This is a genomic window from Streptomyces sp. a15, from assembly GCF_059026085.1.
The window spans coordinates 108,792-123,608 of sequence record NZ_JBWLKM010000015.1 but is presented as its reverse complement, the minus strand read 5'-3'; the positions used below and the strand labels follow the sequence as shown (position 1 = coordinate 123,608).

Annotated in this window: 16 protein-coding genes and 3 tRNA genes; 2 read left to right on the top strand and 17 right to left on the bottom strand. The window is 67.9% G+C overall.

The genetic code is table 11. From position 1 onward, the window contains the following. Positions 1-371 precede the first annotated feature (371 nt). The 9 genes from rplL to AC5P09_RS18275 all read right to left on the bottom strand — a co-directional run bounded on the left by rplL (position 372) and on the right by AC5P09_RS18275 (position 6,477). Positions 372-755, bottom strand: a complete 384-nt coding sequence (gene rplL / locus AC5P09_RS18315; RefSeq protein WP_266435141.1) for a 50S ribosomal protein L7/L12 — start codon at positions 753-755, stop codon at positions 372-374. 126 nt (positions 756-881) lie between these two features. Next, a complete protein-coding gene (gene rplJ, locus AC5P09_RS18310) occupies positions 882-1,412 on the bottom strand; it encodes a 50S ribosomal protein L10 (protein WP_030039746.1) in 531 nt (176 codons plus the stop codon). Between the two features lie 283 nt (positions 1,413-1,695). Further along, positions 1,696-2,568, bottom strand: a complete 873-nt coding sequence (locus AC5P09_RS18305) for an SCO4651 family lipoprotein (protein WP_493874929.1) — start codon at positions 2,566-2,568, stop codon at positions 1,696-1,698. Between the two features lie 91 nt (positions 2,569-2,659). Further along, entirely contained in the window at positions 2,660-3,520 is an 861-nt protein-coding gene (locus tag AC5P09_RS18300) for an SCO4651 family lipoprotein (protein WP_493874928.1), read from the bottom strand. Between the two features lie 129 nt (positions 3,521-3,649). Next, positions 3,650-4,375: a 50S ribosomal protein L1 gene (gene rplA, locus AC5P09_RS18295; protein ID WP_266435148.1), complete on the bottom strand. Its 726-nt coding sequence runs from the start codon at positions 4,373-4,375 to the stop codon at positions 3,650-3,652. 82 nt (positions 4,376-4,457) lie between these two features. Beyond that, positions 4,458-4,892 carry a 50S ribosomal protein L11 gene (gene rplK, locus AC5P09_RS18290; protein WP_266435150.1) on the bottom strand — a complete coding sequence of 145 codons (435 nt, stop codon included), beginning with the start codon at positions 4,890-4,892 and terminating at the stop codon, positions 4,458-4,460. A 148-nt stretch (positions 4,893-5,040) separates the two neighbouring features. After that, positions 5,041-5,931, bottom strand: a complete 891-nt coding sequence (gene nusG, locus AC5P09_RS18285; protein WP_493874927.1) for a transcription termination/antitermination protein NusG — start codon at positions 5,929-5,931, stop codon at positions 5,041-5,043. 77 nt (positions 5,932-6,008) lie between these two features. Further along, entirely contained in the window at positions 6,009-6,296 is a 288-nt protein-coding gene (gene secE, locus AC5P09_RS18280) for a preprotein translocase subunit SecE (RefSeq protein WP_266435154.1), read from the bottom strand. Positions 6,297-6,404: 108 nt separating this feature from the next. Then, positions 6,405-6,477, bottom strand: a tRNA-Trp gene (locus AC5P09_RS18275). 286 nt (positions 6,478-6,763) lie between these two features. Here AC5P09_RS18275 and AC5P09_RS18270 point away from each other — a divergent pair. Then, positions 6,764-7,990: a pyridoxal phosphate-dependent aminotransferase gene (locus tag AC5P09_RS18270; protein ID WP_493874926.1), complete on the top strand. Its 1,227-nt coding sequence runs from the start codon at positions 6,764-6,766 to the stop codon at positions 7,988-7,990. 143 nt (positions 7,991-8,133) lie between these two features. Beyond that, a complete protein-coding gene (locus AC5P09_RS18265; RefSeq protein ID WP_493874925.1) occupies positions 8,134-9,165 on the top strand; it encodes an adenosine deaminase in 1,032 nt (343 codons plus the stop codon). Between the two features lie 71 nt (positions 9,166-9,236). On the opposite strand, the gene AC5P09_RS18260 is transcribed toward AC5P09_RS18265, so the two are convergent. From AC5P09_RS18260 to AC5P09_RS18225, 8 genes are all read right to left on the bottom strand, one after another. Next, positions 9,237-10,292 carry a UDP-N-acetylmuramate dehydrogenase gene (locus AC5P09_RS18260; RefSeq protein WP_493874924.1) on the bottom strand — a complete coding sequence of 352 codons (1,056 nt, stop codon included), beginning with the start codon at positions 10,290-10,292 and terminating at the stop codon, positions 9,237-9,239. A 777-nt stretch (positions 10,293-11,069) separates the two neighbouring features. Beyond that, the gene (locus AC5P09_RS18255) at positions 11,070-12,512 is read right to left on the bottom strand and encodes a DHA2 family efflux MFS transporter permease subunit (RefSeq protein ID WP_493874923.1); all 1,443 of its coding nucleotides are present in this window, start codon (positions 12,510-12,512) and stop codon (positions 11,070-11,072) included. Between the two features lie 126 nt (positions 12,513-12,638). Beyond that, positions 12,639-13,208, bottom strand: a complete 570-nt coding sequence (locus AC5P09_RS18250; RefSeq protein WP_493874922.1) for a TetR/AcrR family transcriptional regulator — start codon at positions 13,206-13,208, stop codon at positions 12,639-12,641. A gap of 127 nt (positions 13,209-13,335) precedes the next feature. Next, positions 13,336-13,764, bottom strand: coding sequence for a MaoC family dehydratase (locus AC5P09_RS18245; RefSeq protein WP_411149753.1), 429 nt, complete (start codon positions 13,762-13,764; stop codon positions 13,336-13,338). A gap of 4 nt (positions 13,765-13,768) precedes the next feature. Next, entirely contained in the window at positions 13,769-14,221 is a 453-nt protein-coding gene (locus AC5P09_RS18240; RefSeq protein ID WP_493874921.1) for an FAS1-like dehydratase domain-containing protein, read from the bottom strand. Between the two features lie 86 nt (positions 14,222-14,307). Then, complete coding sequence (gene rpmG, locus AC5P09_RS18235; protein ID WP_003948671.1) at positions 14,308-14,472, bottom strand: 50S ribosomal protein L33; 165 nt, start codon at positions 14,470-14,472, stop codon at positions 14,308-14,310. A gap of 96 nt (positions 14,473-14,568) precedes the next feature. Continuing rightward, a tRNA-Met gene (locus tag AC5P09_RS18230) sits at positions 14,569-14,641 on the bottom strand. A gap of 46 nt (positions 14,642-14,687) precedes the next feature. Next, positions 14,688-14,760 (bottom strand) — tRNA-Thr (locus AC5P09_RS18225). Positions 14,761-14,817: the final 57 nt, after the last annotated feature.

Sequence of the window (14,817 nt, the reverse complement as noted above, 5' to 3'; positions counted from 1 at the left end):
ACACCTTCGGCAAGCCCACGTCCTCAACGCACGGTGATACTGCCCTCTTCGTCGCCGATCCATGCCTCGGATTCGGATCCTTGTGACGACGCGTCCTGAGAATTGCGCGCTGCGTGCGGTTCGTCAAGGCCCTCCTTGCCCGAACCGGGTGCTGCGCTCGTCACGTGCAGCCTGCACCGGGGGCGCCCGGAGACACGACGAAGATCACCATACTCCGCGCGAACGTCGGTGCAAGGCAGCCGCCGCCCGGCTCCCCGGAACGCCGAAGAGCGACCACCCGGATGGATGATCGCTCTTCGGTGCGTCAGCGTTACAGCCCTCTCGGAGGAACTGTGTCAGCTAGCAACAGGAGTCCTGCGGACTCCGTGGGGTCACTTGACCTCGACGGAGGCGCCGGCGCCCTTGAGGGACTCGGCGGCCTTCTCCGCGGCCTCCTTGGCGACCTTCTCGAGAACGGGCTTGGGGGCGCCGTCCACGAGGTCCTTGGCCTCCTTGAGGCCCAGGGAGGTCAGCTCACGCACGACCTTGATGACCTGGATCTTCTTCTCGCCGGCGCCGGTGAGGATGACGTCGAACTCGTCCTGCTCCTCGGCAGCCTCGGCCGGGGCGGCCGGGCCGGCCGGGCCGGCAACGGCGACCGCGGCGGCGGCGGTGACGTCGAACTTCTCCTCGAACGCCTTCACGAACTCGGAGAGCTCGATGAGGGTCATCTCCTCGAACTGCGCGAGCAGGTCTTCCTGGCTGAGCTTCGCCATGATGGGCGATCCTTCCACTTTTTCGGCTGGTGCCGGTATGTACATGTCTGGCGGGCGTACGTTCGGCCCGCGACGACCGTCGCCTCAGGCGGGAAGCCTCAGGCAGCGATCATTTCGGGAGCCGAGTTACTCGGCACCGCCCTGCTCGTCCTGCTTGGCACGAAGCGCGTCCACGGTGCGGACGAGCTTCGACGGGAGCGCCTGGAAGACCTGAGCAGCCTGAGTCTGCTTGCCCTTGAAGGCACCCGCCAGCTTGGAGAGCAGAACCTCGCGGGACTCGAGGTCCGCGAGCTTCTTGATCTCGTCGGCGGACAGCGCCTTGCCGTCAAGGACACCGCCCTTGATGACGAGGTTCGGGTTGTCCTTGGCGAAGTCACGAAGACCCTTCGCCGACTCCACCGGGTCACCGGTGACGAAGGCGACTGCCGTCGGACCGTTGAACAGGTCGTCGAGCGTAGAGATCCCGGCCTCGTTGGCCGCAATCTTGGTCAGCGTGTTCTTCACCACGGCGTACTGGGCGTTCTCACCGAGCGAACGACGCAGCGTCTTGAGCTGCGCCACGGTGAGACCCCGGTACTCGGTCAGCACGGCGGCATTCGAGCTACGGAACTGCTCCGCGAGCTCGGCCACCGCGGCAGCCTTGTCGGGCCTTGCCATAGAGCGTCGGCCTCCTTCCGGGTGATGAGGACCGCTCAGAAGGGGCTGGGACGAACGAAACGCCCCGGCGCAGGCGCACGGGGCGTAGCTCGACCGGCATTCGCAACGCAAGCAGCGAACTCCGGGAGCACATCCACGGTCACCTGCGCGGGTCGTCCGCAGTTCAGCGGATCCTTCGGCCACCGCGCCCTCTTACGAGCACACGGCAACGACCAGCGGTCTTTGGCTTCCTCAGGAGGATACGCGACCGGATCGCCGTCGAGCAAATCCGCTCGTACGGGGCTCAGCTCTCGGCGCCTGCCATGGAGTCCATCGCCTCGGCGATGTCGACGGTGTCCTTCGCCGGCGGGGCCGTGACCGTCACCGGTTCGTTGACGTCGAGGAAGGTGATGGTCATGTCGAGCGGGCCCTTGTCGGCGTCGCCGCGCATGCGGAACTGCTTGGTGTGGTCCTCGCCGTCGATCCACATGTCCATCGTGACCTCGTCGACGCGCAGCGCCATGAACTGGTCGAGGCTCTTGATCAGACGCTCACGGGTCGCCTCGTCCTTCGCCGCGTCACGAGCGGCACGCAGGTCGCGGCTTGTGACCGTGCCCTTGTAGTGCGTGGTCCGGGTGCCGTCGATCGTCTCGGTGCCGGCCTCCTGAAGGTCCTTGGAGCCGTTCAGGATGGTGGACTGCGTGGCCGGGTTCCCCTCGGCCTGGCGGGGCAGCGCACCGTAGGAGTTGTTGTCGACCGCGCCCCCGCCCAGCGTGGCCATGTCGAGCTTGATCCAGCTCTTGCCGTCCAGCTCCTCGGCGGCCGCGGCTCCTCCGCCCATGTACATGACCTTGTCCACGAACCGGATCTCCGCGACCTGGTCCGACCCTTGGTCGAGCGCCGTCATCTTCATGCTCATGGCGACGGTGGGCTCGGTGCGCATCGAGGCCTCGGCTCTGATCCGGCCCTGCTCCGGGACCCTGCCGGTCATCCGGTAGCGGAAGGACGTGATGTCGTCCGCGTTCTTCGCCGCCTCGGCGACAGCCGCCGCCGGCGTCATCTTCGGCGACTCCTCCGCGGCCGTCCCGCAGCCCGCGGCACCGGCGGCAAGGAGCAGTGCGGCAACTCCGGCGCCTGCCGCCCGGCGGCGCGCGGAACCACGTACGGATGCCTCCATCGTTTCCCCCCAAGGAGCACACGGGCCATTCACAGCAAGGGCGCGAGCGTATCCCAGGGGGGCGTGAGCGGTCTCGTGAATTCCCTGTGGTTCAGGGGGTGTTGCCGAGCGCGCCCTGCTGCTTCAGGAGCTCCTTGAAGTCCTCGGTGTCGTCGGCCGGAGGCTTTTGTACCCAGACCCGCACGCCGTAGTCGCTGTAGTACGCGGTCTGGGTCAGCTCGCCGGCGGCCATCCGGCCCTTCTCGACCTTCTTGACCAGCAGGTCCTGGTCGTCGACCCAGATGTCGACGGTCTGTGTGGTCACCCCGGCCCCTTCCAGCTGCTGCCGCAGTTCGGCGTCGGCGACGTCGCTCACCTCGACCGTGCCGGAGTAGTGCGTGGTGGGCTGCCCGCTCACCGTCTCCGCGCCGACCTTGCGCACGTCCTCGCAGTCCAGGAGCAGCTTCACCGACTGGTTGGGCGTGGTGTTGCGCATCTGGTCGGCGAAGTTCGCGCCACCGCCGCCGAGGGCCTCGAGATCGTCGTAGACGTACCTGAGCCAGTGCTTGCCGCCGGCCTTCTCGGCGAACGCGTCGCCCATCCGCGCGTAGTAGGCGTCGGACAGATAGCGGGCCTCCATCGACGTGATGCCGAGGCCGCGCATCGTCTCGGCCGTGGTGCCGCCGGTGTACGTGATGGTCAGGGTGCCGGTGAGCGCGCTGCCCCAGTCGAGCGCGCCCTCGGCCTCGACGGACAGCTGGGTGCCCATGACGGTGGTGGACCGCACCCTGGCCGACTCGGCCCGGTCGGTGGACCGCTCGGCCAGGCGCAGGGCCGGGAGGAACTCGGAGGTCGCCGCGCGGTCGTTCTCGGGCTTCGGGGAGGGCTCGGAGGAGGTACAGGCGGTCAGCACCGTCAGCGCGGCCGCCATCGCGACCGAGCGGACACCGCATCGCCCCGTCGTGCACTTCATACGTCCCCCTGTGCCATCGCCCTGTGCGCACGCTAACCCAGGGCACAGTCCCCTCACACAGGAACGGGCCCCGCACCGAGAAGGTGCGGGGCCCGTCGCCGACTGGGCGATCCGGCAGGCTCGGCCTGATCAGACAGCCGCCGGGTCCTCCTCGACGAGGAGGTTGCGGGTGCGGTTCGGGTCAACCGGAATGCCGGGGCCGATCGTGGTGCTGATCGCGGCCTTCTTGATGTAGCGACCCTTGGCGGCGGACGGCTTCAGACGAAGGATCTCGTCCAGGGCCGCGCCGTAGTTCTCCACCAGCTGGGTGTCGTCGAAGGACGCCTTGCCGATGATGAAGTGCAGGTTCGAGTGCTTGTCGACGCGGAACTCGATCTTGCCGCCCTTGATCTCGTTGACGGCCTTGACGACGTCAGGAGTCACGGTGCCGGTCTTCGGGTTCGGCATCAGACCACGCGGGCCCAGGACACGGCCGAGGCGGCCGACCTTGCCCATGAGGTCCGGGGTGGCGACGACGGCGTCGAAGTCCAGACGGCCCTTCGACACCTCGTCGATGAGCTCGTCGGCGCCGACGATGTCGGCGCCCGCGGCACGAGCGGCCTCGGCACGGTCACCGGTCGCGAAGACCAGGACCCGGGCGGTCTTGCCGGTGCCGTGCGGGAGGTTCACGGTGCCACGGACCATCTGGTCGGCCTTGCGCGGGTCGACACCCAGACGGAAGGCGACCTCGACGGTGCCGTCGAACTTGCTCGTGGAGGTCTCCTTGGCGAGACGGACGGCCTCGAGCGGGGCGTAGAACTTGTCCCGGTCGATCTTGGCGTCCGCAGCGCGGAGAGACTTGCTGCGCTTGCTCACTACTGCTCCTGTGTGTTCTTGAGGAGTCGTGGTGCGGGCCGAGCAGGCCCTGCCACTTCTTCTGCTCTGCGGGGGTTGGGGCTCAGCCCTCGACCGTGACGCCCATGGAACGCGCGGTACCGGCGATGATCTTCGCGGCGGCGTCCAGGTCGTTGGCGTTGAGGTCGGCGAGCTTGGTGGTGGCGATCTCGCGGACCTGCGCCTCGGTGATCTTGGCGACCTTGGTCTTGTGCGGCTCGCCGGAGCCCTTCTCGATGCCCGCGGCCTTGAGGATCATCTTGGCGGCCGGCGGCGTCTTGGTGATGAAGGTGAAGGAGCGGTCCTCGTAGACCGTGATCTCCACCGGGATCACCCAGCCACGCTGCGACTCGGTCGCGGCGTTGTACGCCTTGCAGAACTCCATGATGTTGACGCCGTGCTGACCCAGCGCGGGGCCGACCGGCGGCGCCGGGTTGGCGGCACCGGCCTGGATCTGGAGCTTGATGAGCCCCGTGACCTTCTTCTTCTTGGGAGGCATTCCGGGTCCTCTGTCTTTTCTGTCAGTTTCCTGATGCCCGAAGGCAACCGCACAACCCTAACGGGTATCTCTGCGCGGCTAAAAACCGAGCAGGTCAGACAGGCTGTGAAGCCGTCTGACCTGAACGGTGGCTTTGTCGCCGAAGGCGTTAGTTCTTCTGGATCTGGTCGAAGGAGAGCTCGACCGGAGTCTCGCGGCCGAAGATCTCCACGAGGCCCTTGACCTTCTTCGAGTCGGGGTTGATCTCGTTGATGGTCGCCTGCAGCGTGGCGAACGGGCCGTCGGTGACGGTGACCGAGTCGCCGACCTCGAAGTCCAGCACCTGGACCTCGAGCTTGCGCTGCGGAGCCGGCTTGCCCTCGGCCTCGGCGGCCTCGCGGGCGGCCTTCTCCTCGGCCTCCGGGGCGAGCATCTTGACGATCTCGTCCAGGGTCAGCGGGTACGGGTCGTAGGCGTTGCCCACGAAGCCGGTGACGCCGGGGGTGTTGCGGACGACGCCCCAGGACTCGTTCGTCAGGTCCATGCGCACCAGGACGTAGCCGGGGAGCTTGTTCTGGCGGATGGTCTTGCGCTCGCCGTTCTTGATCTGCGCGACCTCTTCCTGCGGCACTTCGGCCTGGAAGATGAAGTCCTCGACGTTCAGCGAGACGGCACGCTGTTCGAGGTTGGTCTTCACGCGGTTCTCGTAACCGGCGTAGGTGTGGATGACGTACCACTCGCCGGGGAGGGTGCGCAGTTCCTCGCGCAGGGCGGCGACGGGGTCGACCGGCTCGGCCGGCTCCTCCTCGACGTCCTCTTCCGCTTCCGCTTCGTCTTCCGCGACGGTCTCGTCGGCGGCGGACTCGTCGGCGTCAGTCTCGTCCGCGACGGTCTCGTCCTCGTCCTCGACGTGCACGGCGGCGTCCTCGGCGGGCTCACCAGCGTCGGCGTCGGCAGCCTCGACCTCGTCCAGATCCTCGTCCGCGCCCTCGACGATGTCGAGTTCGTCTTCCACGGACTCGTCCGGCTCGACGGCCTCGTTCAGGTTCGGGTCAGACACGGTGGCTGCTTCTTCCTGGATACATGGGGGTGGAACACGCGAAAGGGGCGCCGGTGACGGCGCCCTTCGCTCTTGGCTCAGCCAAAGACGTACTTGGCGGCGTGGTCGAGTCCATAGTCAATCACGGTGACCAGGCCGATCATGATGACGACGAAGACGATCACGACGGTCGTGTACGTCGTCAGCTGGCCGCGCGTAGGCCAGACGACCTTGCGCAGCTCGGCGACAATCTGACGATAGAAGAGAGCGAGGCGCTTCAGCGGGCCCTTCTTGGCACGCTTTCCGCCCTTACGAGTCTTCTTCTTGGACTCCGGCGCCTCGTCCTCGGCATCAGGCATGTCGATGGAGCCCACGGCGTCCGTCACTCGTCCTCACCTGATTCCGGGTCGTGGCCGTGCCGCGCCCGGTCTGAGCCGCACGGCGGTGCATTGCTGTACGTACATGCGCACACATCCTGGCGAAGGAGTGTGTAGCAGGGCCGGAGGGACTTGAACCCCCAACCGCTGGTTTTGGAGACCAGTGCTCTACCAATTGAGCTACGACCCTTTGTGTGTTCCCCAACAACGTACCGCATCCGACCGAGTGCTCGGTGTGCACCGATTGAGCGCAGCCTGCTGAAGGCCAACGAGGTGAGAGTGTACGTGTTCTGTGGCCCATCGTCGAACAGAAAGTGCCCGTGGGCGCCCTGCCGACGGAAGAACGGCGGAAGATCGACTGTGGATCGCCCTGGCCGCGGCCGGGTTCCGGACGGGTGTTCAGGGGTTTGCCCGTACATGTTCAGTCTGTGAAACCCGCGTGCCGGGGTGGTTTCCGGTCTGAAACGATGGGCCCCATGAGCGCTGCAACCCCTCCCACCGAGCGCCGGGTCTCCGCCCGAGTCGGCGCGATCTCCGAGTCCGCCACTCTCGCCGTGGATGCCAAGGCCAAGGCCCTGAAGGCCGCCGGGCGGCCGGTGATCGGCTTCGGCGCCGGTGAGCCCGACTTCCCGACCCCGGACTACATCGTCGAGGCGGCCGTCGAGGCCTGCAAGAACCCGAAGTACCACCGCTACACACCGGCCGGTGGTCTGCCCGAGCTGAAGGCCGCGATCGCCGCGAAGACGCTGCGCGACTCGGACTACGAGGTCGATCCGTCGCAGATCCTCGTCACCAACGGCGGCAAGCAGGCCATCTACGAGGCCTTCGCCGCGATCCTCGACCCGGGCGACGAGGTCATCGTCCCGGCGCCGTACTGGACGACGTACCCGGAGTCGATCCGGCTGGCCGGCGGCGTCCCGGTCGATGTCGTCGCGGACGAGACGACCGGCTACCGCGTCAGCGTCGAGCAGCTGGAGGCGGCCCGCACCGAGAAGACGAAGGTCGTCCTCTTCGTCTCCCCCTCGAACCCGACCGGCGCGGTCTACAGCGCCGAGGACGCCGAGGCGATCGGCCGCTGGGCCGTCGAGCACGGCCTGTGGGTCATGACGGACGAGATCTACGAGCACCTGGTCTACGGCGACGCGACGTTCACGTCCCTGCCCGCGATCCTCCCGGAGCTGCGGGACAAGTGCATCGTGGTCAACGGCGTCGCGAAGACGTACGCCATGACGGGCTGGCGGGTCGGCTGGATCATCGGCCCGAAGGACGTCGTGAAGGCGGCGACGAACCTCCAGTCGCACGCCACGTCGAACGTGTCGAACGTGGCGCAGGTCGCGGCGCTGGCCGCGGTGTCGGGTGGACTGGACGCCGTCGCGACGATGCGGGAGGCCTTCGACCGCCGCCGCAAGACGATCGTGCGGATGCTCAACGAGATCGACGGCGTCGTCTGCCCCGAGCCCGAGGGCGCCTTCTACGCCTACCCCTCGGTGAAGGGCCTGCTCGGCAAGGAGATCCGCGGCAAGCGCCCGCAGGACACGGTCGCGCTGGCCGCGCTGATCCTGGAGGAGGCCGAGGTCGCGGTCGTTCCGGGTGAGGCCTTCGGTACGCCGGGCTATCTGCGGCTGTCGTACGCCCTGGGGGACGAGGACCTCGTCGAGGGTGTCTCGCGGATCCAGAAGCTGTTGGCGGAGGCCCGGGACTGACGTTCGTCGCAGGGCACCACTTCCGAATTTTCGGAGGTGGTGCCCTGTTTGTTTGTGCGAGCAAGACCACTAATTTGTGCGAGCAAGACCACTAAAGGGGAAAGTGCTACCGGGACGGCAGGGACGTACGGCAGGATCCTGGAATGGAGCGTGTACGTGATGTCTCTGAGCTGCCGAAAGCCCATCTGCACCTGCACTTCACCGGTTCGATGCGGCCCGGCACCGTGCTGGAACTGGCCGACAAGTACGGCGTGCGTCTGCCCGAGACGCTCAGCGAGGCCCTGACCAGCGGGGAACCGCCCAAGCTACGGGCGACGGACGAACGGGGCTGGTTCCGTTTCCAGCGCCTGTACGACGCGGCGCGCTCGTGCCTGAGAGAGCCCGAGGACATCCAGCGGCTGGTGCGGGAGGCCGCGGAGGAGGATGTGAAGGACGGCTCGGGCTGGTTGGAGATCCAGGTCGACCCGACCTCGTACGCCCCGAGGCTGGGGGGACTGATCCCGGCCCTGGAAGTCATCCTGGACGCGGTGGAGACGACCTCGCGGGAGACCGGGCTGGGCATGCGCGTCCTGGTCGCCGCGAACCGCATGAAGCACCCTCTGGACGCGCGCACGCTGGCCCGCCTCGCGGTGCGTTACGCCGACCGGGGCGTGGTCGGCTTCGGGCTCTCCAACGACGAACGCCGGGGCATGGCGAGGGACTTCGACCGGGCCTTCGCCATCGCGCGGGAGGGCGGTCTGCTGTCGGCGCCGCACGGGGGCGAGCTGACAGGGCCGTACTCGGTACGGGACTGTCTGGACGACCTGCATGCGAACCGGCTCGGTCACGGGGTCCGGGCGGCGGAGGATCCGCGCCTGTTGAAGCGGCTCGCGGAGCGGGGCGTGACGTGTGAGGTGTGTCCGGCGTCGAACGTGGCGCTGGGTGTGTACGAGAAGCCTGAGGACGTGCCGCTGCGGACGTTGTTCGAGGCGGGTGTGCCGATGGCGCTGGGGGCCGACGATCCGCTTCTCTTCGGTTCTCGTCTGGCCGCCCAGTACGAGATCGCCCGCCACCACCATGACTTCACGGACCTGGAGCTGGCGGAGCTGGCACGTCAGTCCATTCGGGGTTCGGCGGCGCCCGAGGACATGAAGGGGAAGCTGTTGGCGGGGGTGGAGGACTGGCTTGCGGAGTAGGCGGTGGAGCCTTTGAGAGCTTTTACTGAAGCTTCTTGGAGCTTGGGGAGCTTGGGGAGCTTGGGGAGCTTTCAGAGGCTGACGCCGACCGTCACCGGTTCGTTGACGAGGGTGACCCCGAAGGCGTCTTTGACACCGGTGACCACCTCGCGGGCCAGGGTGAGGAGGTCCTCGGTGGTCGCCGAGCCGCGGTTGGTGAGGGCGAGGGTGTGCTTGGTGGAGATGCGGGCCGGGCCGGTGCCGTATCCCTTGCTGAAGCCGGCCTTGTCGATCAGCCAGGCGGCGGAGGTCTTGGTGCGGCCCTCCCCTGCCGGGTACGCGGGAGGCTCCACACCTTCGCCCAGGCGCGCACGTACGCGCGCGTGGAAGGCTTCGAACTCCTCCTGGGTGAGGATCGGGTTGGTGAAGAAGGACCCGGCCGACCAGGTGTCGTGGTCCTCGGGGTCCAGGACCATGCCCTTGCCGGAACGAAGCTTGAGGACGGTCTCGCGGGCGTCCGCGAGGGGCACGCGGTCGCCGGGTTCGACGCCCAGGGCCCGGGCCGTCTCGGCGTACTTGACCGGGCCGGACAGTCCGTCGGCGTCCTCCAGCTCGAAGCGGACGCGCAGGACGACGTAACGCTCGGGGGTGGCCTTGAAGCGGCTGTGGCGGTATGAGAAGGCGCAGTCGGCGTTCGGGATCGTGACCGTCTCGTGCGTGGTCCGGTCGTAGGCGATCACCTCGGTGATCGTCGAGGAGACCTCCTGGCCGTACGCCCCCACGTTCTGGATGGGAGTCGCGCCGGCTGAGCCGGGGATGCCGGCCAGGCACTCGATGCCGGCGAGTCCGGCCTCCACGGTGCGGGCCACGGCGTCGGTCCATACCTCGCCGGCGGCGAGCTCCAGCCGGGTGCCGTCGAGGGCGAAGCCCTTCGTGGCGATGACGAGCGCGGTGCCGTCGAAGCCCTTGTCACCGATGACCAGGTTCGATCCGCCGCCGATGAGCAACAGGGGCGTCCCGCTGTCGTCCGCCTCGCGGACTGCGGCGATCACCTCGGCGTCGGTCGTCGCGGTGACCAGACGGGCCGCGGGACCGCCCAGCCGGAAGGTGGTCAGCGGGGCGAGGGGGGCGTCGTGGAGTTCCTGCACGCGCTCAAGAGTACGAGACGGGGGGCGGGGCGTTGTGCCTGCGGCGGCCTGTGCGGGGTGGGCGGGGGCGGGCGTAGCGCCTTCGGTTGTGTGGGGGGCGGGGCCGCGCCGGGGGGTGTCCGTCCTCGGAACGGCGCGGAATCGGTCGGCTGTTGAGGTGCTGGCTTTGACGCGCCAACCGCTGCGGGCGGACACCCCCGACACGCCCCCTTCCCGCCGTACGCGACTACGGGAACGTCCACCTTCCGGCGGCCACCTCTCGGGGCGACGCTCACTTGTCGGCCAACCGAGTCGGGTGGCGGGTGGAGACCGTCCCCAGCCCCCACCCACCCGCTGAGGGCGCAGCCCCGGGACAAAGCCCAGCCACCTCTCAACCAACTGATACGGCCGGTGGGTAAAAACCATCCCCGGCCCCGACCCACCCCTGGCGCAGCCCACCAGGGTGGCGCTCACCTCACGACCAACCGAAACGAGCCGTGGATGGAAACCATCCCCAGCCCCCACCCACCCCCCGGGGGACGCAGCCCCAGGACGACACTCACCTCACGACCAACCGAGACGAGCCGTGGGTGGAGACCATCCCCAGCCCCCACCCACCCATGGGGGCGCAGCCCCCGGGGTGAGGCCCGCCTCTCGACCCACCGAGTCGGGTGGTGGGTGGGCATAGGTCGGGGGTCTGGGGGCGGAGCCCCCAGGGACGCCCGCACCCAACGCCGGGTGACTGGGAACGCGGGGTACCCAAAACCAAGCCACCACCCGACACCGACCCCGCGACACTCACCGAGAAGCCGTCTCCCTCACCGGCGCCGCCACCGCATCCTCCGTCGCCGCCAGCCGCGCGGCACTCTTCCGTCCCGGGATCAGCAACGCCGCGATCCCGGCGACAGCCACCACCGCCGCCCCCGTCACCAACGCCGGCCGCAGCCCGTCGACAAAGGCCTGCCCGCTCTCGTAACCACCCTGCGCTGCGAAGATCGACGCCATGACGGCGATGCCGAGCGCGCCGCCGACCTCGCGCAGGGCGTTGTTCGCGCCGGAGGCGATGCCCTGTTCGTGGGCGCGGACGCTGGACATCACCAGGTTGGCGGCGGGAGCGAAGTACAGGGCCATGCCGACGCCGCTGATGATCAGGCCGGGCAGCTGGGCACCGTAGGACGCGTCGGCGGTGACCACGGAGGCCATCCAGGCGAGGCCGGCCGCTTGGAGGAAGAGGCCGGCGGCGACGACGGGGCGGCCCCCGATGCGGTCGGAGAGTATGCCCGCGATGGGCGCCACGAGCATCGGCATGCCGGTCCAGGGCAGCATCCGCAGGCCCGCCTCGGTGGGCGAGTAGCCGAGCACGCCCTGCATGTACTGGCTGAGCAGGAAGATCGACCCGAACATGCCGAGGAACATCAGGAGGCTGGCCGCGTTGATCCCGGAGAAGGCGCGGGAGCGGAACAGCCGCATCGGCAGCATGGGGTGCTTGGCGCGGATGCTGTAGAAGACGAAGCCGGTGAGCAGCGCCGTCCCGGCGAACAGGCCGGTCAGGACGAGAGGGCTGGTCCAGCCGTCGACGGGGCTGCGGACCAGGCCGTAGACGATCCCGAAGAGGCCGCTGCTGGCGAGCACGGTGCCGAGCACGTCGAGCCGTGCATCGGAGCCGCGGGACTCGGCCAGGCGGAGTCGGGCGAGCGGCAGCAGGGCGATGCCCAGCGGGACGTTCAGCCAGAAGATCCACTGCCAGGAGATGTGTTCGGTGAGGCTGCCGCCGATGAGCGGTCCGGAGGCGACGGCGAGTCCGTTGACGGCGCCCCAGATGCCGTACGCCATTCCGCGCTTGGCGGCGGGCACGGCCGCTGTGAGAAGGGTGAGTGTCAGCGGCATCATGATCGCCGCGCCTACACCCTGGACCGCGCGGGCCGCGATGAGGGAGTCGATGCCGGGCGCCATGGCCGCCGCGGCGGACGCTGCGGTGAAGACCGCCGTGCCGATGATGAAGAGCCGGCGGCGGCCGAAGCGGTCGCCGAGCGCCGCGCCGAACATGAGGAAGACGGCGAAGGTGAGCGTGTAGGCGCTCACCGTCCATTCCAGGTCGTCCAGCGCTCCCCCGAGGTCCTTGCGGATGGAGGGCAGGGCGGTGGTGACGACGAGGTTGTCGAGAGCCGCCATGAATCCGGCGACGCTGGTGATGACGAGGGCCCAGACGGCTCCCCCGCGACGTGCTGTCTGCTGTGACATCTCTCCCCCAGAGAGTGAGTCAGAGCGTGACCAGAGAGTGTTGAGCGACTGATCACCAAGATCGGTTAGTTATTGATGACTAACTTTCACGCGCATAAAAAGGCGCCTATGACGCCTTCTCGTTTCCTAGTGCTCCAGCCGGCCCTTGGCCCGCGCCGACGGATAGAGCCCTTCCCAGACCCGGTGCTCGGGCGGGAAGCCCATGGCGACCAGGCAGTTGACGAGCATTCCGTACGCCAGGAAGGTCGTCGTCTCGTTGACGTCGGCACCGAGGGGCAGGTGGACGGTGTCCCACAGCCGCATCCAGCCGGCCCGCACCGCCTCGCCGAACTCGTGCTCACCGGCCTCCTCGGCGGCAGCCACGGCGACGTACATCTGCATCTGCATCATCAGCTGCTCGGGGTGCTCCGCGATGACCTTGGTGTACGCGTTCGCCATGGCATGGAGGGCCTCTTCGCCCTCGAGCCCTTCGGCGGCCTCCTTGAAGGTGCGGATGGTGTCCTCCACGCACCGCTCGGCCGCCGCGAGGAAGATCGCCTTCTTTCCCGGGAAGAGCCGGAAGAGGTAGGGCTGCGAGACGCCGACCCGCTTCGCGATCGCCTCGGTCGAGGTGCCGTGGTACCCACCACGGGCGAACTCGGCCGTCGCCGCGCGGATGACACTCTCGCGCCTCTCTTCTGCGCTCATCCTGACCATGCCAGTAAGTTAGTACTCAATCACTAACTACGTCAAGGCTGCCGGACTTAGCCTTTTAAGTGGTGAGATGCGCCTGTGCGTAAGGGGCGCCCCGCAATGGAGGACGCCCCTTACCGCTACTCCAGGGTCAGGCCAGTCGTACGACCGCCCGCGACATCCCCAGCACTTTCTGCCCGGCACTGGTCGCGGTGAGGTCGACGCGGACCGTGTTGTCGTCGAGCTTGGCCGCGACCTTGCCGCTGACCTCGATGGTGGCGCCCTGGTCGTCGTTCGGGACGACGACGGGCTTGGTGAAGCGGACGCCGTACTGGACGACCGACCCCGGGTCGCCGGCCCAGTCGGTGACCACGCGGATCGCCTCGGCCATGGTGAACATGCCGTGCGCGATGACGTCCGGCAGCCCGACCTCCTTGGCGAACTTCTCGTTCCAGTGGATCGGGTTGAAGTCGCCGGAGGCGCCGGCGTACTGGACGAGGGTGGCCCGGGTCACGGAGAAGGTCTGGGCGGGCAGCTCGGTGCCGACCTCGACGTCGCTGTACGCGATCTTGGCGGTCATCTGCTCACGCCTCCTCGGCCGCACGGGCCACGAGCTTGGTCCAGGCGGTCACGACGTGCTCGCCGGCCTCGTCGTGGACCTCGCCCCGGATGTCCACGATGTCGTTGCCCGCCATGGACTTGATCGCCTCGATGGTCGAGGTGACGGTGAGCCGGTCGCCGGCGCGCACAGGGCGGACGTATGCGAACTTCTGGTCACCGTGCACCACCCGGCTGTAGTCGAGGCCGAGCTGCGGGTCCTGGACGACCTGTCCCGCCGCCTTGAAGGTGATCGAGAACACGAAGGTCGGCGGCGCGATCACATCGGGGTGACCGAGCGCCTTGGCGGCCTCCGGGTCCGTGTACGCCGGGTTGGCGTCCCCCACCGCCTCCGCGAACTCACGGATCTTCTCCCGGCCCACCTCGTAGGGGTCGGTGGGCGGGTAGCTCCGCCCGACGAAGGACTGGTCGAGCGCCATGGCTCGGCACCTCCTGAAGTCTGCTGTACCGAAACGACGTGAGGCCGCCCCCCGACTGCGGGGGCGGCCTCACGTACGAGCCTGATTTATCGCGTTTCGCGGTGCGCGGTGTGCGCGTTGCAACGCGGGCAGTGCTTCTTCATCTCCAGTCGGTCCGGGTTGTTACGCCGGTTCTTCTTGGTGATGTAGTTCCGCTCCTTGCACTCCACGCAGGCCAGCGTGATCTTCGGGCGGACGTCGGTGGCAGCCACAGGAGTGCTCCTTGACGAACGGATGGGACGGTTTAAGCATTAACGCATAGAAGAGTAGCCGATCGAAGGACCGACCCCACAATCGGCTACTGTCAGTAGCGGTGACCGGACTTGAACCGGTGACACAGCGATTATGAGCCGCTTGCTCTACCGACTGAGCTACACCGCTGAGATGCGATCGGGCCCCGCCTTGCGACGGGAACCTTTCACACCAGAGCCCCAATACGGAATCGAACCGTAGACCTTCTCCTTACCATGGAGACGCTCTGCCGACTGAGCTATTGGGGCGAGCGATGAAGACATTACACGCTCGCCCGCCGTTCGCCCAAATCCGTTTCGCGGCTC

What these genes read in the sequence shown, in the direction of transcription:
- AC5P09_RS18305 (WP_493874929.1), bottom strand. Translation starts at nt 2,568, where the DNA reads ATGGAGGCATCCGTACGTGGTTCCGCGCGCCGCCGGGCGGCAGGCGCC.
- rplK (WP_266435150.1), bottom strand. Translation starts at nt 4,892, where the DNA reads ATGCCTCCCAAGAAGAAGAAGGTCACGGGGCTCATCAAGCTCCAGATC.
- AC5P09_RS18240 (WP_493874921.1), bottom strand. Translation starts at nt 14,221, where the DNA reads ATGGCGCTCGACCAGTCCTTCGTCGGGCGGAGCTACCCGCCCACCGAC.
- AC5P09_RS18300 (WP_493874928.1), bottom strand. Translation starts at nt 3,520, where the DNA reads ATGAAGTGCACGACGGGGCGATGCGGTGTCCGCTCGGTCGCGATGGCG.
- AC5P09_RS18255 (WP_493874923.1), bottom strand. Translation starts at nt 12,512, where the DNA reads ATGTCACAGCAGACAGCACGTCGCGGGGGAGCCGTCTGGGCCCTCGTC.
- rplL (WP_266435141.1), bottom strand. Translation starts at nt 755, where the DNA reads ATGGCGAAGCTCAGCCAGGAAGACCTGCTCGCGCAGTTCGAGGAGATG.
- AC5P09_RS18245 (WP_411149753.1), bottom strand. Translation starts at nt 13,764, where the DNA reads ATGACCGCCAAGATCGCGTACAGCGACGTCGAGGTCGGCACCGAGCTG.
- AC5P09_RS18270 (WP_493874926.1), top strand. Translation starts at nt 6,764, where the DNA reads ATGAGCGCTGCAACCCCTCCCACCGAGCGCCGGGTCTCCGCCCGAGTC.
- AC5P09_RS18265 (WP_493874925.1), top strand. Translation starts at nt 8,134, where the DNA reads ATGGAGCGTGTACGTGATGTCTCTGAGCTGCCGAAAGCCCATCTGCAC.
- rplJ (WP_030039746.1), bottom strand. Translation starts at nt 1,412, where the DNA reads ATGGCAAGGCCCGACAAGGCTGCCGCGGTGGCCGAGCTCGCGGAGCAG.
- AC5P09_RS18250 (WP_493874922.1), bottom strand. Translation starts at nt 13,208, where the DNA reads ATGGTCAGGATGAGCGCAGAAGAGAGGCGCGAGAGTGTCATCCGCGCG.